Below are 18,680 nucleotides of genomic sequence, written 5' to 3' on the forward strand. Positions count from 1 at the left end.
TAATTTGAGAGACTTCAAATGGCAATGCAAAATTTGACACATTATGAGACCTTGACCTGCTTTTTCCCCTCTACAGGAGCCCCTGTTATTCGGACTACTTCAAACAGCTTGAGTGGAGCGCTTTTCCCTTTCATCAGCTTCTCCCCAGCAAACTCATATTCAAAATAATCCTTGGTTAAATCGTAGGTAGATTCAGAAACCCAAACCTTGTTCGGACGCGCATTGGATTCAATTCTCGCGGCTGTATTGACATTGTCTCCAATGGCCGTATAGTCCACACGAAGATAAGAACCAATATTGCCGACAACGACATCTCCAGTATTAATCCCGATCCGAATACTCAAGGTAACACCGTACTTAGCTTCAACGTCTCTGCGAATCTGCTCCATTCCCTCCTGTATTTCAAAGCCGGTTTTGACTGCATAGTAAGCATGATCGGGCACATCCAACGGTGCATTGTACAGGATCATTGCAGCATCACCGATAAACTTGTCAATAGTTCCACGGTTCTGAAGGGTAACCTCAGTAATCAGGTTAAACATCATATTGAGGAAGTCGACGACCTCTTCGGGCTTAAGCTTCTCTGATAGTGGAGTAAACCCGCTGACATCCAGAAATAGCAAGGACAATTCCCGCTTAATTCCGCCAAGCTGAATTTCCGAGTCGCTATTAGCAATTTCTTTAACTAGATCAGGCGAAATATAACGTCCAAATTGCTTGGTGATGTAATTTTTTTGCTTTGTCTCAAAATAGGTTTTCATCGCGATATTGCCAATATAGGAAATGAGTCCGCTTAAAACAGCCCCAATTGTGTCGAGGTATTGGTCGTTGTATGTAAAGGTTATATATTGCAGTGCCAAAAGACCCAGGGATACGCCAAAAACCAATACGATGCTTGTAATCGGTTTAAGCCTCCATGTGAGGAAACCGAACAACAGGATCATCAAAGCGGACATCGCTAACGTAATTGCACCACTGACAGGGACAATAACCTTCTGATTCAATATTTGATTCAGGATGTTCGCATGGGCATAAACCAGATGCATGTGGCGTTCAATAGGTGTGATACCTTCATCCGATCCGGGTGCCGTGTAACCAACCAGAATAATGCGATCCTTGAACACTTGTGGAGGGATTTCCCCCTTAAGCACCTTGGCGAATGAAATGGTTTCAAAATCAAATTCCTTGCCTTCCCATTTGATCAGCATTTCCGACTTGGGGCGATTTTGAAGCACAGGAAGGTTCAAATATTTCGTTACATCAACTCCAGCCACCTGTGCCAATGCCAGACCGAGCGTCGGAAAAACGCCATCAGGTGTATTGATTTGCAGCCAGTTTGTACGGATAACTCCGTCCGTATCAAAGGCCGCGTTGATGTGTGCCTTGTTTACTGATTTTTGAATCATTGGAATTGGTTGGTCGGTTTTGCGGGCCATAATGAGCTCGCCCTCCTTCACCTTGCTCGATCGGTCAAAGTCACCTTCCAAATCGGCGTGTGAAGGAAAAATAATGTTTTTGTGTTTGGTCAGCTCATCTGCAAGCAGCTTATCGCTTTCCGGGAAATTGCTCTCCGTATAAAGCTCAATATCAAAGCCGATTGCTTTGGCGCCAGCCGCTTCCAGCTGACTGATCAACTGTGCATACACTTTACGGTCCCACGGATACGGACCGACTTCTTTAATCGAGGTTGTATCGATCCCGATGACAAGAATATCCTCATGCGGTGCTCCGGACATCGATTGTTTCATATTGATGTCGAATACTTGATCGGATAATACCTTCCATAGTCCAAATACGAGAAAAATCAGACAAATACCTACAACAAGTGCATTACCTATAACTATGACGGCAGATTTGCTGACACCTTTTTTCATTTTTAGCCCCCTACCCAAAGATTCGCTCTAATATTACCATACTTTTTTCCCTAAACACATAAATTTCGCAACATTTCACAAAAAAAAGACCTTTCTCCCAAGGCATAAATCCCTGTAGAAAAAGGCTTTTGGTAAAAATTGCTATTAGATGTTCAAAAATCTCTCTTGAACACTATTACTTAGTTAAATGGAGAATCTGCAACCTTGATTGAATCTGTAGGGCAGCCATCCTGAGCATCCTGCAAATCATCGTATAAATCGTCCGGAATTTCGGTTACGCCTCTATTTCCATCGTTGTCAAAAATAACTTCGGCCAATCCTTCATCATCATAATCATAAATGTCTGGTGCCGTAGCGCCACAAGCGCCACAGGCGATACAGGTGTCTTTTTCTACCCAAGTATATTTTGCCATTGTTAGTTTCCCTCCTAAATTGTAAGCTCATCCTAGAATATAATATAAAACAAGCAAAAGTTCAATTAAAAAAGTAAATTAACCTTACATACGTCTACGAATCCAACCTGCTATAGAAGCAACATCATCGGGCTCAAAAAAAGGAACTCCTGCAACACTATATGCTTTAAGATCCTCAGGAGCGACAACGGCAATAGGCAAATGATTCAATTCAGAGAGAATATCTGCCTGCTCCTTATTGCGAAACAGTGCGACTTGTTCATGATTCCCCTTTTTGAACCCTTCTATTAGTATGAGCTCAAATCCTTCTGCTTGCAGCCTTGTCAGCATCATCTCCAGCGAGAAGGACTCTCTATGCATTATAACAGAGGAATTGGGGGAAATAATCACCGTCGCTGCTGCACCTGCCTCTACAAATTGGGCGGAGTCGGTTCCAGACGCCTCTGTATAATGTCCATGAGCATCATGTTTTACTACTGCACAACGAATGCTTATGCTTGTAAAGTAGCTGACGAGTCGGGAAATCAGCCTTGTTTTGCCGCTGTTGGAGAAACCAGCGAAGCCAATCACAGCCGCCATGCCTATTCCTCCTCAAAGCGCCGCTGCTTTAGATGGTCCATCTGCAAAGAAGTACCTCTCAGCTTGTGATTCCGAATCAAAGCGGATGGGTCGTCACCCAGCATGCCAGCGGTTAAAACCGCATTTTCGCCAAATTTGTCACGTAGGGCGTCCAGGGTTTGGACCAGCTTATCCTTCATCGGCTGCTTCTGATAATCGAACAAATCCAATTGAATTGCGGCTTCCTTTTTGTCCAACAGGTTTTGCAGAGTGATACCCAGCAAGCGAATGGGCTTTCCTGGATGCCAATGCTCATCAAACAGCTTACATGCTGTCCTGTAAATGTCTTCACGGATTTCCGTAGGAGTTGACAACGTAGCAGCCCTTGTAATGGTTCGCATATCCGGATCACGAATCGTAATTGATATGGTTTGAGCCAGAAGCTGCTGCCTGCGCATTCGACGGCCCACCTGATCAGCCAAATTAAGAAACACTCTAAATATTGCCGTTCGGTCCGTAAAATTAGTCGGCAAAGTCGTTGTATGTCCTATGGATTTGCTCTGCTCTCGCTCCGAATGAACAACAGAAGCGTCCTCCCCATTGGCAGCGTTCTTCAATACAGCTCCCATGATGCCAAAATGCTCCGACAGCAAGTGTTCATCAGCCTTTGCGAGCTGGCCTAATGTCTGAATATTCAACAGCCTGAGCTTGTCCGCAGTTTTACTCCCAATTCCGTAAAGCTGATTGCAGGGCTTGTCCCATAATACCTTTGACACATCCCTTTTACGCAAAATCGTGATACCATTCGGCTTCTTCATATCCGAGGCCATCTTGGCCAGCAGCTTATTGGGTGCTATACCGATTGAACAAGGCAGCAATAATTCCCGGCGTATACGGGACTGCAGCTGTTCTGCAATATCAATAGGTGTCCCAAATTGCTTGGACCCCGTAATATCGATATAGCATTCATCAATGGACATCGCCTCAATCAGAGGAGAATAGTCATATGCAATTTTCATAAACCTTTGTGAAAATTCACGGTACAGATCAAAGTCAGGACGAATAAGAATGAGATCTGGACATTGCTTCAGCGCTTGCCCCACCTGCATGCCAGTCTTGACGCCTTTGGCCCGAGCCGTATAGGAGCAGGTTACAACAATACCTTTCCGAAGCTCTACGCTCCCGGCAACCGCAGTGGGCTTGTTACGATAAAGCTCAGGGGCTACCGCTTCGTGCACGGAGCAGTAAAAAGCATTCATATCGATATGCAAAATGACTCTGCCATTAACCGGATAAGCTTCATGATTCGCCTTATTCATATTCGGTACAAATGGTTCAACAATTTAAATTCTATGAGGGACGAGCCTTGAATATAATTAAATGTGATAGCTCTGGTTGCTTGCGTAGACATCAGTCATGCACCCCCACGAGTTAGCCTTACATTTTAAATAAATAAAAGGATTTCACTCACAAGCATACCTTTACGAGAGTATGAGGTCAACTGTTCAAACCGTCTATTTTGTGAAAAGAATACCTTATCGATATTTGTTGTGGTATAATACTACATTATATTTCGTGAAAGCGTTACAGGATCAGGAGGACTAATTATGGCTAATTTCGTGAAAATTTTTGATACTACGTTAAGAGATGGCACCCAAGGTGAAGGGATCAGCTTATCGGTCGAGGACAAGATGAAAATCGCCCGTAAACTGGACTCGCTCGGTGTTCACTATATAGAAGGTGGATGGCCTGGCAGTAACAACAAGGATATTGAGTTTTTTATGCGCGTGCATGAGCTTGAATTAAAAAATGCGAAAATTACCGCGTTTGGAAGCACACGTCGGAAAGGCATTCTTCCCGAAGATGATGTGAATCTGAACCGTATTCTCGAGGTCGGTGTTCCTGTTGCGACAATTTTCGGAAAATCGTGGGACTTTCATGTTCATCATGCCATTCAAACAACACTTGAAGAAAATCTTGCGATGATTTACGATTCCGTTCACTACTTAAAAAGTAAAGGTCTTGAAGTCATCTATGACGCCGAGCACTTTTTTGATGGTTATAAAAATAATACCGAATACGCGCTTCAAACAATCAAACAAGCTGAGAAAGCCGGAGCTGACTGGATTGTACTATGCGATACCAACGGTGGTTCACTGCCCCATGAAGTCACGGAAATTGTAACAGAGGTCAGGAAGGCTCTTTCAATCCCGATCGGGATTCATGCCCACAATGATTGTGAGGTTGGCGTAGCCAACAGCCTGGCTGCTGTGATGGCAGGCGCAACGCAAGTGCAAGGGACGATCAACGGCTTTGGTGAGCGCTGCGGCAACGCCAATTTGTGCTCGATCATTCCCAATCTGCAGTTAAAGCTGAACTATTCCTGTATCAGCTCTTCACAGCTTGAAAGCCTGACAAGCGTAGCCAAGTATGTCAGTGAAATTGCCAATATGCATTTGCCTGTTAATCAAGCTTATATCGGATCTGCAGCGTTTGCCCATAAAGGCGGCATTCATGTTTCTGCGATTATGCGCAACGCGAGCACCTATGAGCACATTACACCTGAGCTTGTCGGAAACAAACAGCGTGTACTTGTATCCGAATTGGCGGGTCAGAGCAATCTTGTGTTCAAGGCACAGGAGCTTGGCATCGACTTTAACAGCAGCAATCAGGAGTCCCGTCAGCTTATTGAGCAAATCAAGGAAATGGAGCATCAAGGCTACCAATTCGAAGGTGCCGATGCTTCTCTGGAGCTTCTGATTCGTGATGCCTACGGAAATTCCGAGGAAGTATTTGTGCTTGAATCGTTCAAGATCATGGTTGTGAAGACGATCAACCAACCGGTTGTTACGGAAGCTATCGTGAAGCTGAAGGTCAATGGCGAGTCTGTATATAATGCCGCAGAGGGCAATGGTCCTGTGAACGCTCTGGATAATGCACTGCGCAAATGCTTGCTGCAATATTATCCTGCTCTGGAGAACATTCATCTCAGCGACTATAAGGTACGCGTTCTGGATGAAAAGGATAATACAGCGGGCAAAGTGCGTGTCCTGATAGAATCTTCTGACTTTGACAACACCTGGAGCACGATCGGAGTTTCTGCCAATATTATCGAAGCCAGCTGGCAGGCGTTAACCGACAGCATTCGTTACGCTTTAATCGGCAAACCGAGAACTCAAGTACAGCCAGAGGAACAGAAAGAACGTTTGGGGCTCGTTAATCATTAAGCTGCAGCCACTCATATCATTTGTATTCAAAAACCGCCACGGTGATGTATCCATCACAATGGCGGTTTTGGTTCTTTATTGAGCAGCAGCCTGATTTTGGCTTCAAGCGATTTTGCTGGCAGCACATGAATGACGTCCACCAGGACACCCTCTTTATTGATCAGAAAGCTCGTAGGAACTACCTGCAGCCGATATTGTTCTGCTGTAAGCCCCTTCGAATCCAACAGCACTGGAAAAGTCAGCCCGTATTGCTTCACAAAACCTTGTACATCCTGTAAACGATCTCCCTTCGTCACATTAACCGCATAAATATCCAATTCATCCTTATAGGCTTCATACATACGATTTAGATCTGGTGCCTCTTCATGACAAGGACCACACCATGAAGCCCAGAAATTGATTATAAGCGGCTTGTCCCTTGCCCCTCCTACATGATAACTCTTACCGTCCAAGCCTTGTAAATCAAATTCAGGAGCCGGCTGATTACGTGCTGCGACCGGACCGAACCTTCCTGCTGCAACAGATTTATGGGTATTCAGCTTGTCCAAACTCACCATTTCCCCCATTAGCATCAGAGCAAGCATCACCGCTATTGTTGTTAGCTTCACTACCCTACACCCTTTCCGAAATCAGTTTATGCCGTTATTATGGCCCAAAACCGCGAAAAGAATGACTTTATAAGTAATGGGGTACTTTAGTGGTATCAAACCTTATAAGGGAGATTGACGGATGGAACAAACTAAAAAAAGAAAGCTCGGCATATCCTTCGAAAACAGCAAAACACCTGACTCCCAAAGCTCTCAGGGACACGGCCGCGAGTTCACAGCCATTGCAAGTGTTCCTATAGTGCTCGTACTTGGCAACTCCATGCTCGTTCCTATTTTACCTGATTTACAGGAAAAGCTTGGTGTGAGCCAATTTCAAAGCAGTCTTGTGATTTCCTTATTTTCGGTAACGGCTGGACTCATCATCCCGATCTCGGGGTATTTATCGGATCGGTTCTCCAGAAAAGCGATTATGATCCCATCCTTGATTATATACGGCGCCGCTGGTGTCCTGGCAGGCTTGGGAGCCGTCTGGAACTCTTACAGCATTCTCATTATAGCAAGAGCGATTCAGGGGCTAGGAGCAGCAGGGACAGCTCCCATTGCCATGGCCTTGGCAGGGGATTTATTCAAAGGAGCCACAGAAAGCAAGGTGCTTGGCTTAACCGAAGCTTCCAATGGATTTGGTAAGGTCGTTAGCCCAATTCTTGGCTCACTGTTAGCACTTATTGTTTGGTATGCAGCTTTTTTTGCTTTTCCGGTATTTTGCTTGCTGTCCTTGCTGGCTGTTATTTTTTTCTTGAAGGAACCTTCCAAAGAAAAGCAGCCCACGAAGCTCAAGCCTTATTTGAAAAGCATTGGCGCTATTTTACACGAAAAGGGGCGTTGGCTCATCACGTCATTTTTTGCAGGATCACTTGCCTTGTTCGTCTTGTTTGGCGTGCTTTTTTATTTATCGGACTTGCTCGAGAAACCACCCTATCTGATCGATGGAGTCAAAAAAGGGTTTGTGCTAGCCATTCCTTTGTTGGGCCTTGTAATTACTTCCTACACCACAGGAGCGTTGATCAAGAAAAACGGAACCCTTATGCGCTGGCTGATGAATATCGGACTTTCCTTGATGACTCTCTCGCTGGGTGCTTGCATTCTGCTGCACGATAAAAACTTACCGCTCCTCATCGGCTTGCTAACTCTCAGCAGCATTGGTACCGGCCTTTTGCTGCCTTGTCTGAACACCATGATTACCGGCTCTGTCGAGCGGGAGCAGCGCGGGATGATTACATCGATCTATAGCAGCTTGCGTTTTCTCGGGGTCGCTATGGGACCGCCTTTGTTCAGCTGGATGATGGACATTTCACACCGAATTATTTTTATTTCTGTGACCTCGCTATGCCTAATAGCTTTGGGTTTTGTCTTTTTCCTTGTTAAGCCGGAAGGCACCATCAGCTAGCCGGTTTCCAACCTTCATCCATTCCGTTATACTGAGAGTCATACGTCACTGCCTAAGGATGTTGACTCTCATGTATACATTGATTCAATTAACAAAATCCGTCCAAGAGACGATCATAAGTCATTGCATGGCAAATAAGCCGAAGGAAGCATGCGGCTTTCTGTTGGGATCTGTGCACTTAACCCAGATCCGTGTTACCTCTTTTGTTCCTGTTGCGAATGCTTCTACAAAGCCAGAGAACCAATTTTCGATGCACCCTTCGGATATGATCCCCGTTATATCAAATAATACCTTCACTATTGTGGGGATTCTTCATTCTCATCCATCCGCCGCGGCTACTCCCTCTTCGGAGGATCTGTCAACAATATGGTATGATATCCCGTCTCATTGGATCGTATCACTGCAGCAGCCTGTGATCGAAATTGTAGCTTACCGGTACACGTACAATAATCATAGCCTAGTACAGGCTCAATATCACCCTATCCCGATCATGTTAATAGGTGATGATTAACTGACTGCGTTCAATGCAATAAAACACCTCCCATCCGGTCTGCACAAGACCCGTGGAAGATGTTCAATGGCTGCCAAGATGCGTATATAAATCACCCAGCGAATGGATGTCTCTGGACCTGATCTCATTCATATAGCTGCTCCACAGCTTAGCGGTCATTAAAGCATCCTCTAAAGCATGGTGACGCAGCGATATATCAATACCATAATATTGCAGCAACGTATCCAAATCATATTTGCCCAGCCTCGGATTCAACCACTTGCCGATCATCATCGTATCAATCATCCGGTGTGACAGACTTACCTTTGAGGTTTTCCATAATGCCGAGTTTAAAAAATGCTTATCATGGCCCGTTCCATGAGCTACCAGCACCTTCTGCTGTACAAATTCCAAAAAAGCTCGTAGTCCCTGATACAAATCAGGCGCCTGATCAACCATTTCGTTCGTAATTCCAGTCAGCTCGATCACCTGTTCGGGAATCAACCGCTTCGGATTGACAAGACTATAAAAACTCTGATCCTCCATAATGGCGTCACCATTGACGGCCACAGCACCTACAGAAATAATCTCATCGCCGTTATAAGGTGAAAAACCAGTCGTTTCCAGATCAAACACGACTAATTCCACCGTATCCAGCGGAATATCATAAAGAGAGTTTTTCCTCTGTTCCTTCATCATTGACCGCATGAATGCCATCTGCTGAGCACTCTGGACATCAAACATTGAAGTAAGGGCCGGTGTTATCCCCCCCATTTTATATAAATGCCACATTCTGCCTGCAGGTCTCATATCCTTCATAACGAGGTTCACCTAACCTTTATCCAACTCTTTGGATATCATCTTTTTTACATATTTTTGCAAATCATTGCCAATTCGCAAGCACAGCTTTAATTCATTAATCCGCTGTTTGGTCAGTCCGTCCGCCGTCAGCTTGCCTCTGGATGTATATTGATTTTCCTCAATTTGATACGGTGTTAATGAGCGCAGCTTCAAAGCAATCGATAAAGCCTCAAGCCAATCGTAGGCTATTTCCTCTTCTACATGCCCAAGCTCCCGCAGCTTTTCAATTCTTTGCTCAGTTGAAGATGATTTCACATCAGCTTGTATAGCTAATAAACGGATTCCGTTAACAATAGGGATATAAGCGCCGTATTTGATATCCACGCCCCCTGCATCTTCTCCATATCTCTCTTTAATTAATTGTCCGAACAAGCCAAGTGAAATCTTATGATGAAGCGTGTTGTGCAGCATATGTTCGAGCATAACAGGATGCTTGTCGATATAAGCGAACAACTCATCCATGAGATCCTTAACCAACCCTTCGTCTCCATAAATAAAACGCATGTCCGCCAAAATAAGCAAGTACCGAACATTTTCCCAATGCGGGTCCTGCAGCCATTCATGAAGCATCGAGCGATAACCGCTGTACGTATTTCTCCATCTATTATTTGTACAAATCACATCACCCGAGCATGGAGGATATCCCAACTCAATCAGCATGCTGCTAATGCGCTGCGTCAATATTTTAAAATATAAATCCGCCCGCTTTGAGGCCGCTTCGTCTGCAGGCTCTGCATAGATCAAACCATTATCCTGATCACTCCACAACGTCTGCTCACGTCGGCCCCCACTACCGAAAAGCACGAAGGCATAAGGCTCTGGAGATGCGCCATGCTCAGCATGAACAACGGCTTGTGCAAGCTCAATCGTTTGATGGATCAACCAGTCATGGACCTGATTCAATTCACGGTTCCAATCCAGAGAATGAGAAAGAAGGAGACGTTGCTCGAATTCCTCATGCAGCTGATCCCGTAAATGTCGAAGCTGCTCCACATTGTCAGCTTTCTCGATTTCCATACGAATCATATCCAATGAGAGAGGTTTCATGCGCGTCTCCTTCAATCCACAAGTTATTTAATTAAGTGACTCACATATTCAAGCTTTATGCGGATGTCGTACCTGCTTGAACTGCTTTTTTCATTTGCTCCGGATAGCCATAAGTTCCATGCTCGGAAAGATCCAGACCGATAATTTCTTCTTCTTCAGTAACACGCAAGCCGATAGTTGCTTTCAATATACCAAGAATGATGAAGGAAAGTACGAGCACGAACAAGAAAGCACCGAACACGCCGAGAGCTTGAATACCTAATTGATGGAATCCACCGCCGTACAACAATCCAGCTCCACCTACACCAACTGATTCCGCCAATTGCGGTGTTGCAAAAATGCCTGTGGACAACGTTCCCCAAATCCCGGCAATACCATGAACCGAGAAAGCATAGATTGGATCGTCAACACCCATCTTCTCAAACCATTGAGCCGTAAAGAAGGTAATAATACCGGAAATCGCACCGATGATGATAGCATCACGAGGAGTTACGAATGCGCAAGCTGCCGTGATCGCTACAAGCGCTGCAAGTACACCGTTCAACATGCTTGGAATGTCCGCTTTACCAAAGTACATCCATGATACCACCATCGCTGCAACCGCACCAGCTGCTGCTGCAAGGTTCGTAGTTAAGGCTACATAACCGAAGAAGCCGTCGCCAGTTGCACTTAGCGTAGAGCCAGCGTTAAATCCAAACCAGCCGATCCAGAGAATAATAACACCGAGAACCGATAATACTTGGTTATGTCCGGGAATCAGATTAGGCGTTTTATCTTTATTATACTTGCCAATCCGTGGTTTAAGCAGGATAGTGGCTACTAATGCCGCTGTTGCGCCTTGTAAGTGAACAACTGTCGAGCCTGCAAAGTCCTGCATACCCAACGCACCAAGCCAGCCGCCGCCCCATACCCAGTGAGCAACCACAGGATAAATCAGCACAGTGAACAAAATACCGAAGATGAAGTAAACAGGAAGCTTACCACGCTCTGCAAAGCCACCCCAAGCAATGGCAAGTGATACTCCGGCAAAAGCTAATTGGAACAAGAACAGGATACTGATTGGAATCGGTGATCCTGCAAACACACTGATTGAAGCCGCTGTTTGCTCAGCCGTTCCATCCAGGAAGAACCCGCCAGTTCCTACAAAGGCATTACCATCTCCGAAAGCCAAGCCGAACCCTACCGCCCAGAACGCGATGGCACAAAGACCGAAGGTTAAAATCGTTTTACCGGCAACGTGGCCAGCATTTTTCATACGTGTCGAGCCAGCTTCCAGCAATGCAAAACCTGCTTGCATGAAGATAACCAATATGGCTCCTAACATGACCCAAACGGAGTCAATCGCAGCGGCTAGTTGCACAGGTGTTTTATCATCTGCAGCAAAAGCAAGGGTGGGTACTAGCAGCGACATGGCGCCAGTGGAGAAAAGTAACTTCTTTAACATGGTCGACACTTCCTTTTTAATGTTAGTTTATATAACATGTTCTGAAACTCTTATTGCCATTATAACCAGCTTTTTTGGATTTGACAATAGGATTTTATTGAATAAATAGTTAAAAACGAAAAATAACCTGACATGAATTAAGCATAATTCGGTTTTTCTAGTAATATGATAGCAATTTCCAAGGGAAATCAGCCTTATACATGACACAGGACCATTTTTTTAATGGATATTTTGCATTTAATTAATCCAATTGATGTCAGGTATGTTACGCAGTCTCTCATTCTTTTTTCAAAATAGCATAACGTTTGACTGTATGGTTTGCTTTCAGGTATCATAAATACTAAAGAACGACACGATTACATACTTTAATGTAAGTCCTACTTATTATAGAGGGGCTTGCCGTTATTGAATTTCATTAGGGGTGATGTGAATGGGGATATGAAATTGTATAGAATCGGAGAGCTGGCACGCTTATCTGAAGTCAGCCCCAGAACAATCGACTATTACACCAAAATCGGGTTGATCGATCCGGAAACGCGATCCGATACCAACTATCGCTTATACAGCGATGAAACGTTAATGCGTCTTAAACGTATTGAAATTATGAAAAAGGACAAATATACTCTGGAAGAAATCAAGGCAAGCTTATTATCGTGGACCAAGGTGACTCACAATGAGCTTGTAACGGATAAGCTAACTTCTATCCAAGTTCATCTTCAGCAGCTGCAGCGGGAGGTTCAAGAAATTCGTCCTATTATAGATAAGATGAAACCTGCGCAGATGAAAAAAATGAACAAGGTGCTCACTCCTCACACAGTGGCCTGCATCGAAGCCTTGCTCTTGCTTCTGGGTAAAAGTCCCCTATCTTAAAGACACTGGAGGTCTGACAGCATGTTTTTCCACCCTTTGGATTATTTGATCATCGTCGCTTTTATCCTTTCCTTATGGGCCCAATTTCGAGTCAAAGGAACCTTCAATAAATGGACGCGGGTTCATGCATCTTCAGGGCTCACAGGAGCCGAAGCAGCCCGTCGTATGCTGGATGCCAACGGACTGTATGATGTACCTGTCGAACCTGTAGAAGGCAGTCTTACCGATCATTACGATCCCAGCCATCGTGTTGTGCGTCTATCCGAGCCGGTATATTACGAAACGTCCATTTCAGCCATATCCGTCGCTTGTCACGAGGTCGGTCATGCCATTCAGCATAAGCTGAGCTATCCCATGCTTTCATTCCGGCACTTTATGTTTCCGGCAGTTAATTTCGCCTCCGGAATTGCTCCGTTTCTGATCATGGCAGGGCTATTTTTTCAGCAATTTAATTTTCTGCTCGGTATTGGCATCATTTTCTTTTCCGCGGCAGTCGCCTTTCAGCTCGTTACGCTACCGGTTGAGTTCAACGCAAGCAATCGCGCCAAAGAGCTCATGATTTCCCAAGGCTTTATTCGAAATGATGAGAAAAAGGGTGTTGCCAAGGTCTTAAACGCTGCTGCACTTACCTATGTAGCCGCTGCACTGATATCCCTGCTCCAGCTTCTCAAGTACATCATGATTTTCAACAACCGCAGGGATTAAAAAAAGCTGGTCCTCCGACGCTCTATCGAGCAGGAAGGCCAGCTTTTTCAATTTTCTTGAAAATGATCAAATAAAAAATGCTGAAACATTTCAGCAACAATCGGCAGCTTGTCCCCGGTTCTTTGAATTAACCCAACACTACGAGTAACCAGCGGCTCAATAACCCTTACTTTGGCCGGCTGCAGCTGGCTAATTTCAGTTAAGGCCATCTCCGGCAGCAGACTTACTCCAACGCCAGCAGCTACCAATCCGCGAATCGTATCCGTCTCTTCCCCTTCAAAACCGATCCTTGGGACAAAACCTGCCTTCGCACAGGCTTCCAATACAATATTTCGGAGTGAATACTCATCGCTGAACATAACAAACGATTCTTCCCTAAGCTGCTCAAGCCTGATCGTCTCATTGTCTGCCAATTTATGTCCTTGCGGCAATATTGCATACAATTCCTCCTGCAAAAGCAGTCTGCCGCATACATAAAGATGCTTTTCAGGAAAAGGTGAAATAAAAGATAAATCAATCTCCCCCTTCATCACATCGCGAATGAGACTGTTATACGTACCCTGTCGCAGCCTGAATTTCACATTGGGATGCAATTGACGAAAGCTCGCAACTACCGTCGGCAGCAAATAGATTCCAAGGCTATGCGGGAAGCCAATACGAATCTCCCCCGCTTCAGGGTCAAGAAATTCCCTAACCTCACTGACCGCACGCTCCATATCAGCCAAGACCACTTCGATCCGTTCCAGAAACAGCTTGCCTACCGAAGTGAGCTGCAAATTGCGTCCTTTGCGTACAAACAACGGGACTCCCAATTCTTCTTCAAGCTGATGAATTTGTCGGCTAATCGCTGATTGTGCAACGTGAAGCTCTTCTGCGGCATTGGTTACATGCTGTTTTCTTGCCACTTTCACAAAATATTGAAGCTGCCTTAACTCCACACGATTGATCTCCCTTCGATTGGACAAATTCCTTTTAAAAAGTTTATAATAAAACTTGGTGAAATACCAATCATTCTCATAAGATAATAAGGAGGCCCAATTAACATGGCACAAGAGCGTACAGGTGTAGCAACCCTGAAAGGCAATCCGATAACCTTAGTTGGCAATGAAGTTAAGGTAGGCGACAAAGCTCCAGATTTCACTGTTAACAAAAATTTGTTGGAGCAAGCAACACTGGCTGACTATGCAGGCAAAGTCAAGCTGATCAGCGTGGTCCCTTCTCTTGACACAGGCGTTTGTGACGCTCAAACTCGCCGATTCAATGAAGAAGCAGCTAAATTGGGTGATAATGTAGTCGTACTTACTATTAGCGTTGACCTTCCTTTTGCTCAAGCCCGTTGGTGTGGAGCAGCTGGTATTGATAAAGTTATTACACTTTCCGATTACAAAAATCATTCCTTCGGAACAGCTTACGGCGTATTGATCAAGGAAATTCATTTGCTGATGAGATCTATCTTCGTTCTTGATGCTAATGATAATGTACAATATGTTGAATACTTAGGCGAAATGACAGAACATCCAAATTACGAAAATGCTATCGAAGCTGTCAAAAAGCTCGTATAATTCAATCTGGTGGAAAGTATAGCTTTCCATGACATAAAAACAGCGGGAGAAGCCATGCTTCCCCCGCTGTTTTTATGTAGATCCTTCATTAAATAACCTTACATACCTCTCAAACCAACCTGCACATTTCTTTCAATTATCATCTTTGTAAGCGGCAAGCCTCTTGTCCAGCTGCTTGTATATTTCCAGTATAGTGCGGTAATTGGATCCAAGGTCTCCGAGCGAACCCCGAGAAGCCGAATAGATATCGATAGCTGTTTTTAGTGGGTTTATCCCGAATAAGGTTAATGTAATATCTTGCGTACGGCCTGTAACTGTCTTTTTCTCTACAACGATTTCCCCTACATTTCTTACCTCATGGAGAAGCTTGTACCCATTCATTTTCTTAAACATATTGGTAACTTCATCCCATACTTGATCCATAGAAAGCTTATAGTACCGGGTCTTTAATGCCGGATCCTTGGCTTTCTCTCCTGTCCCATCGTGACTGCGAATTAGGCCGATTAAGGTTCGCTTTAACAAAGCTTTCCCCCCTCATGAGAAGTGCAAAATATAATCTGTAAACACTATCTTTAATCATACCATTGTTTGTTCGGTTGAGAAAGTATTATTTCACACTTTAGACAAACTATGTGATTCACATTAAAATTCTTTACAATTTTATGACAGTTACACGATTTGTATGGCATACGGAGCAGGAATTCATCAATTCATTGCGAATATATGTAGGAGAATCATTTGTTTATTAAATAAACAAAGTTTTCATATCACAATTCGAGGTGAAACCCATTGAGTTATTTTTTAGGTATTGATTTAGGCACATCAGCAGTTAAATGTATTTTGGTTGACGATCAGGGAAAGGTCAAAGCAAGCCATAGCGAGGAATATCCACTTCTGCAGCCAGAACCGGGCTGGGCCGAGCAGCACCCCGAGGATTGGTGGAAAGGTACAGTAGCAGGTGTCGCAGCCTTGCTATCCAAAGCTTCGGTGGCTGGCGACGAGGTTGCAGGCATCGGATTATCAGGTCAAATGCATGGTTCTGTATTCCTTGATGCCAAGCTGCAGGTCGTACGTCCTGCTTTATTATGGTGCGACCAGCGTACAGCCGCAGAATGCGACTACATTGAGCAGGCTGTAGGAGGTCAGGCAGAGCTAGGCCGATTAACAGGCAACAAGGCACTTACGGGCTTCACAGCACCCAAGGTGATTTGGCTTCGGAATCATGAGCCTGAGCACTATCGCCAAACCCAACACTTACTGCTGCCAAAAGACTATGTACGTTTACAGCTGACAGGAGCTCTTGGTATGGACGTTGCCGATGCCAGCGGCACTTTATTGCTGGATGTCGCCGATCGCAAGTGGTCTGAGGAAGTTGTCAACCGTCTCGATATTCCCATGGAGTGGCTCCCCCCCTTATTCGAAAGCAACGAAGTCGCAGGCTATCTGCTCCCTGAAATTGCCGAGCTAACAGGCCTCAAGACCGGTACACCCGTCGTTGCCGGCGGTGGCGACCAAGCATGCGGTGCGGTAGGTGTTGGCGTTGTACGCGAAGGAATAGCTTCCGTAGCTCTTGGCACTTCGGGTGTGGTGTTCGTTCATGATGACAGCTATCAGATGGATCCCGCATGCAGGCTTCACTCCTTTTGCCATGGGGTTCCAGGTAAATGGCACCGGATGGGTGTCATGCTTGCTGCCGGAGGTTCATTTCAATGGTGGAAAAACCATTTTGCATTTGAAGAGCTTCAGCAGGCAGAGGCTGAAGGACGCGATGTTTATGAGTTTTTAACAGCGCTTGCAGAAAGTGCTCCTCTGGGCAGCGAAGGGCTGCTCTTCATGCCATATTTGACCGGAGAGCGCACACCACATCCCGATCCTAAAGCCCGTGGAGGCTTCATAGGCCTTAACCTTCGTCATGGCAAGGCTCACTTAACAAGAGCTGTGCTAGAAGGCATTACATTTGGTCTGAGAGATTCTATGGAGCTTATCAAAGCCTCAGGCATTGAGATCAAGGAGCTGCGTGTAAGCGGCGGCGGTGCGCGCAGTTTATTTTGGAGACAGATGATTGCCGATATATTTGGATATCCGGTAATCACAGTCAATTCAACAGACGGCCCTGCATACGGTGCTGCCGTCATGGCAGCCTCAGGCGTGCTTCAGCAGGAGATTAGCGACCTCTGCGAGCAATGGATCGAGACTGTAGAACGAGTTGATCCAAATCCACAGCGACAGGCTCAATACGAGAAATATTACGAGGTTTATCAGACATTGTATCCCACATTACGAAACACGATGCATCAACTCAACGACCTCGTTTCCTCATAAGCTTAACGCAGGATCTTCTGTTAAGATGAAAAAAAGAAGCAGTGCTATTAGCGGCTGCTTCTTTATGTATATAGTGATGTGTATTTCCGAGGAAAACAAAAAAACCCGCAAATGCCGTCCGGTTTAGCGCTTCAAACCCGCTCTCGCAGGTGGGTGTCCGCAAAACCACTTTTGAGGTCCCTTTTCGAGGGCATGTCAGCCATGGTTTGATGTAGGTCTCCCAAGAAACAGTCATTGGTTCAAAACAACTTAAAACCGTAACGAACATCGCAGGATTTTTTTGTACCCTTATTATATGATTTTGAGGCATGTTTGTAAACCTCAGTGCCCCATAGATGATATCCAGGTCAGGGTAGTTATGGTTTATCCGTTTTGTTTTCTTCTTCCGAGTCTTTTTTGTGCAGATCTATCGTCGGCAATACCCGGCCATCCTGATCATTTTCTGATGCTCCCAATGAATCAACACCCGACTCAGCGTTCGCTTTACGAGCAGCCTCCTCGGCCTCCTCAGCAGCTTTCTCCTCCATCGCCTGCTGCTTGGTTTGCAGCTTGCCAAATATGAGATTAAAGTGCCAAAATGAAATAACCGCGATCAGACTTCCCATAAAGAATGGGATTAAAAATGTAAATTGTGTAAAGCTGATATACAGCACAAATCCGTTACAAATGATCATCGACAACGAACGAACCGGATGGCCGATTGAGATCAATATCGCATTTTTCAGGATTTGAAAAAATTTCATGTGTAAATGGCTAATGATCGAAAAGAAATGGAAGAACGAAACTCCAATTAAAGCTGTAAGCGTCAACACTAAGAACTTTAATACACCAAAGGTTCCTGTTTGATTTCCATAAAACTTAAAGTTCGTGTACAGGATGACAGCGATTAAAGCATACACAATGCCGCCAATCATGCTCTGTACGAAATTCTCTTTGTAGCCTCTGAAAAAGGTTTTTAATAAAGGTGCATCCTCTTCGCCTGTCAACCATTTTCGAGCAACAGCAAACATCGCAGAAGTAGACGGAAACAAAGTAAACGGCGATACAATGGCAATCAGAATCAAAGTCGATAACAATTGATCCAACGATTCCGTTTGTAATAAAAGCAGCCCTAACAGAAAAAAGGGAAGTGCACATATTACCCATAAAACGTTAATAACAGATAACCGCATAATCCATTCCGATATACGGTAAAACCCTCCCATGATACCTCTAAATTCCAAAACAACGCCCTCCTCGTTCATATGCGTAACTAAAAATTCGTATATCGTTTATTATAGCTTATTTTAGCATTGGAAGGTAGCAAAACAAA

Annotated in this window: 18 protein-coding genes and 1 other RNA gene; 7 read left to right on the plus strand and 12 right to left on the minus strand. The window is 44.8% G+C overall.

Translation table 11 applies throughout. From position 1 onward, the window contains the following. Window positions 1-41: 41 nt before the first annotated feature. The 4 genes from LRL21_RS27795 to LRL21_RS27810 all read right to left on the minus strand — a co-directional run bounded on the left by LRL21_RS27795 (window position 42) and on the right by LRL21_RS27810 (window position 4,164). Window positions 42-1,874 (minus strand): CHASE2 domain-containing protein, encoded by a 1,833-nt coding sequence (locus tag LRL21_RS27795; protein ID WP_240419030.1) that lies wholly within the window; start codon window positions 1,872-1,874, stop codon window positions 42-44. 179 nt (window positions 1,875-2,053) lie between these two features. After that, window positions 2,054-2,287, minus strand: coding sequence for a ferredoxin (locus LRL21_RS27800; RefSeq protein WP_240419031.1), 234 nt, complete (start codon window positions 2,285-2,287; stop codon window positions 2,054-2,056). 84 nt (window positions 2,288-2,371) lie between these two features. Further along, the gene (mobB, locus tag LRL21_RS27805; protein ID WP_240419032.1) at window positions 2,372-2,866 is read right to left on the minus strand and encodes a molybdopterin-guanine dinucleotide biosynthesis protein B; all 495 of its coding nucleotides are present in this window, start codon (window positions 2,864-2,866) and stop codon (window positions 2,372-2,374) included. 2 nt (window positions 2,867-2,868) lie between these two features. Continuing rightward, window positions 2,869-4,164 (minus strand): DNA polymerase IV, encoded by a 1,296-nt coding sequence (locus tag LRL21_RS27810; RefSeq protein WP_240419033.1) that lies wholly within the window; start codon window positions 4,162-4,164, stop codon window positions 2,869-2,871. Window positions 4,165-4,452: 288 nt separating this feature from the next. On the opposite strand from LRL21_RS27810, the gene cimA reads away from it, so the two are divergent. Next, window positions 4,453-6,072, plus strand: coding sequence for a citramalate synthase (gene cimA, locus LRL21_RS27815; protein ID WP_240419034.1), 1,620 nt, complete (start codon window positions 4,453-4,455; stop codon window positions 6,070-6,072). 53 nt (window positions 6,073-6,125) lie between these two features. On the opposite strand, the gene LRL21_RS27820 is transcribed toward cimA, so the two are convergent. After that, window positions 6,126-6,680, minus strand: coding sequence for a TlpA family protein disulfide reductase (locus LRL21_RS27820; protein WP_240419035.1), 555 nt, complete (start codon window positions 6,678-6,680; stop codon window positions 6,126-6,128). Window positions 6,681-6,801: 121 nt separating this feature from the next. Here LRL21_RS27820 and LRL21_RS27825 point away from each other — a divergent pair, with 121 nt between their 5' ends. Continuing rightward, window positions 6,802-8,067: an MFS transporter gene (locus LRL21_RS27825; RefSeq protein WP_240419036.1), complete on the plus strand. Its 1,266-nt coding sequence runs from the start codon at window positions 6,802-6,804 to the stop codon at window positions 8,065-8,067. 70 nt (window positions 8,068-8,137) lie between these two features. Then, window positions 8,138-8,578, plus strand: coding sequence for a M67 family metallopeptidase (locus LRL21_RS27830; protein WP_240419037.1), 441 nt, complete (start codon window positions 8,138-8,140; stop codon window positions 8,576-8,578). A gap of 63 nt (window positions 8,579-8,641) precedes the next feature. Here LRL21_RS27830 and LRL21_RS27835 read toward each other — a convergent pair whose 3' ends face one another. The 3 genes from LRL21_RS27835 to LRL21_RS27845 all read right to left on the minus strand — a co-directional run bounded on the left by LRL21_RS27835 (window position 8,642) and on the right by LRL21_RS27845 (window position 11,909). Continuing rightward, window positions 8,642-9,376, minus strand: a complete 735-nt coding sequence (locus LRL21_RS27835; protein WP_240419038.1) for an exonuclease domain-containing protein — start codon at window positions 9,374-9,376, stop codon at window positions 8,642-8,644. Window positions 9,377-9,388: 12 nt separating this feature from the next. Continuing rightward, window positions 9,389-10,444: a DUF294 nucleotidyltransferase-like domain-containing protein gene (locus LRL21_RS27840; RefSeq protein ID WP_240419039.1), complete on the minus strand. Its 1,056-nt coding sequence runs from the start codon at window positions 10,442-10,444 to the stop codon at window positions 9,389-9,391. 76 nt (window positions 10,445-10,520) lie between these two features. Beyond that, window positions 10,521-11,909: an ammonium transporter gene (locus LRL21_RS27845; protein ID WP_240419040.1), complete on the minus strand. Its 1,389-nt coding sequence runs from the start codon at window positions 11,907-11,909 to the stop codon at window positions 10,521-10,523. A 438-nt stretch (window positions 11,910-12,347) separates the two neighbouring features. On the opposite strand from LRL21_RS27845, the gene LRL21_RS27850 reads away from it, so the two are divergent. Next, window positions 12,348-12,779 (plus strand): MerR family transcriptional regulator, encoded by a 432-nt coding sequence (locus tag LRL21_RS27850; protein ID WP_240419173.1) that lies wholly within the window; start codon window positions 12,348-12,350, stop codon window positions 12,777-12,779. A gap of 21 nt (window positions 12,780-12,800) precedes the next feature. Next, entirely contained in the window at window positions 12,801-13,484 is a 684-nt protein-coding gene (locus LRL21_RS27855; protein ID WP_240419041.1) for a zinc metallopeptidase, read from the plus strand. A gap of 47 nt (window positions 13,485-13,531) precedes the next feature. On the opposite strand, the gene gltC is transcribed toward LRL21_RS27855, so the two are convergent. Beyond that, entirely contained in the window at window positions 13,532-14,422 is an 891-nt protein-coding gene (gltC, locus tag LRL21_RS27860; protein WP_240419042.1) for a glutamate biosynthesis transcriptional regulator GltC, read from the minus strand. Between the two features lie 105 nt (window positions 14,423-14,527). Between gltC and tpx the strand changes: the two genes are divergently transcribed. Then, on the plus strand, window positions 14,528-15,046 hold the full coding sequence (gene tpx / locus LRL21_RS27865) for a thiol peroxidase (protein WP_240419043.1): 519 nt from the start codon (window positions 14,528-14,530) through the stop codon (window positions 15,044-15,046). 132 nt (window positions 15,047-15,178) lie between these two features. On the opposite strand, the gene LRL21_RS27870 is transcribed toward tpx, so the two are convergent. After that, window positions 15,179-15,568 carry a DUF1499 domain-containing protein gene (locus LRL21_RS27870; RefSeq protein ID WP_240419044.1) on the minus strand — a complete coding sequence of 130 codons (390 nt, stop codon included), beginning with the start codon at window positions 15,566-15,568 and terminating at the stop codon, window positions 15,179-15,181. Between the two features lie 267 nt (window positions 15,569-15,835). On the opposite strand from LRL21_RS27870, the gene xylB reads away from it, so the two are divergent. Beyond that, window positions 15,836-17,368: a xylulokinase gene (xylB, locus tag LRL21_RS27875; RefSeq protein ID WP_240419045.1), complete on the plus strand. Its 1,533-nt coding sequence runs from the start codon at window positions 15,836-15,838 to the stop codon at window positions 17,366-17,368. A 98-nt stretch (window positions 17,369-17,466) separates the two neighbouring features. Here the strand turns inward: xylB and ssrS are convergent. Both ssrS and LRL21_RS27885 read right to left on the minus strand, forming a co-directional pair. Next, a non-coding RNA gene (ssrS, locus tag LRL21_RS27880) (6S RNA) lies at window positions 17,467-17,647 on the minus strand. Between the two features lie 77 nt (window positions 17,648-17,724). Next, window positions 17,725-18,591, minus strand: a complete 867-nt coding sequence (locus tag LRL21_RS27885) for a YesL family protein (protein ID WP_240419046.1) — start codon at window positions 18,589-18,591, stop codon at window positions 17,725-17,727. Between the last annotated feature and the right edge of the window lie 89 nt (window positions 18,592-18,680).

It is taken from the genome of Paenibacillus periandrae, from assembly GCF_022458865.1.
Classification (GTDB): domain Bacteria; phylum Bacillota; class Bacilli; order Paenibacillales; family NBRC-103111; genus Paenibacillus_S; species Paenibacillus_S periandrae.

Coding starts and splice junctions, on each gene's coding strand:
- tpx (WP_240419043.1), top strand. CDS start 14,528: ATGGCACAAGAGCGTACAGGTGTAGCAACCCTGAAAGGCAATCCGATA.
- mobB (WP_240419032.1), bottom strand. CDS start 2,866: ATGGCGGCTGTGATTGGCTTCGCTGGTTTCTCCAACAGCGGCAAAACA.
- LRL21_RS27845 (WP_240419040.1), bottom strand. CDS start 11,909: ATGTTAAAGAAGTTACTTTTCTCCACTGGCGCCATGTCGCTGCTAGTA.
- LRL21_RS27825 (WP_240419036.1), top strand. CDS start 6,802: ATGGAACAAACTAAAAAAAGAAAGCTCGGCATATCCTTCGAAAACAGC.
- cimA (WP_240419034.1), top strand. CDS start 4,453: ATGGCTAATTTCGTGAAAATTTTTGATACTACGTTAAGAGATGGCACC.
- LRL21_RS27810 (WP_240419033.1), bottom strand. CDS start 4,164: ATGAATAAGGCGAATCATGAAGCTTATCCGGTTAATGGCAGAGTCATT.
- LRL21_RS27835 (WP_240419038.1), bottom strand. CDS start 9,376: ATGAAGGATATGAGACCTGCAGGCAGAATGTGGCATTTATATAAAATG.
- LRL21_RS27840 (WP_240419039.1), bottom strand. CDS start 10,444: ATGATTCGTATGGAAATCGAGAAAGCTGACAATGTGGAGCAGCTTCGA.
- LRL21_RS27800 (WP_240419031.1), bottom strand. CDS start 2,287: ATGGCAAAATATACTTGGGTAGAAAAAGACACCTGTATCGCCTGTGGC.
- LRL21_RS27850 (WP_240419173.1), top strand. CDS start 12,348: ATGAAATTGTATAGAATCGGAGAGCTGGCACGCTTATCTGAAGTCAGC.
- LRL21_RS27855 (WP_240419041.1), top strand. CDS start 12,801: ATGTTTTTCCACCCTTTGGATTATTTGATCATCGTCGCTTTTATCCTT.
- LRL21_RS27830 (WP_240419037.1), top strand. CDS start 8,138: ATGTATACATTGATTCAATTAACAAAATCCGTCCAAGAGACGATCATA.
- LRL21_RS27795 (WP_240419030.1), bottom strand. CDS start 1,874: ATGAAAAAAGGTGTCAGCAAATCTGCCGTCATAGTTATAGGTAATGCA.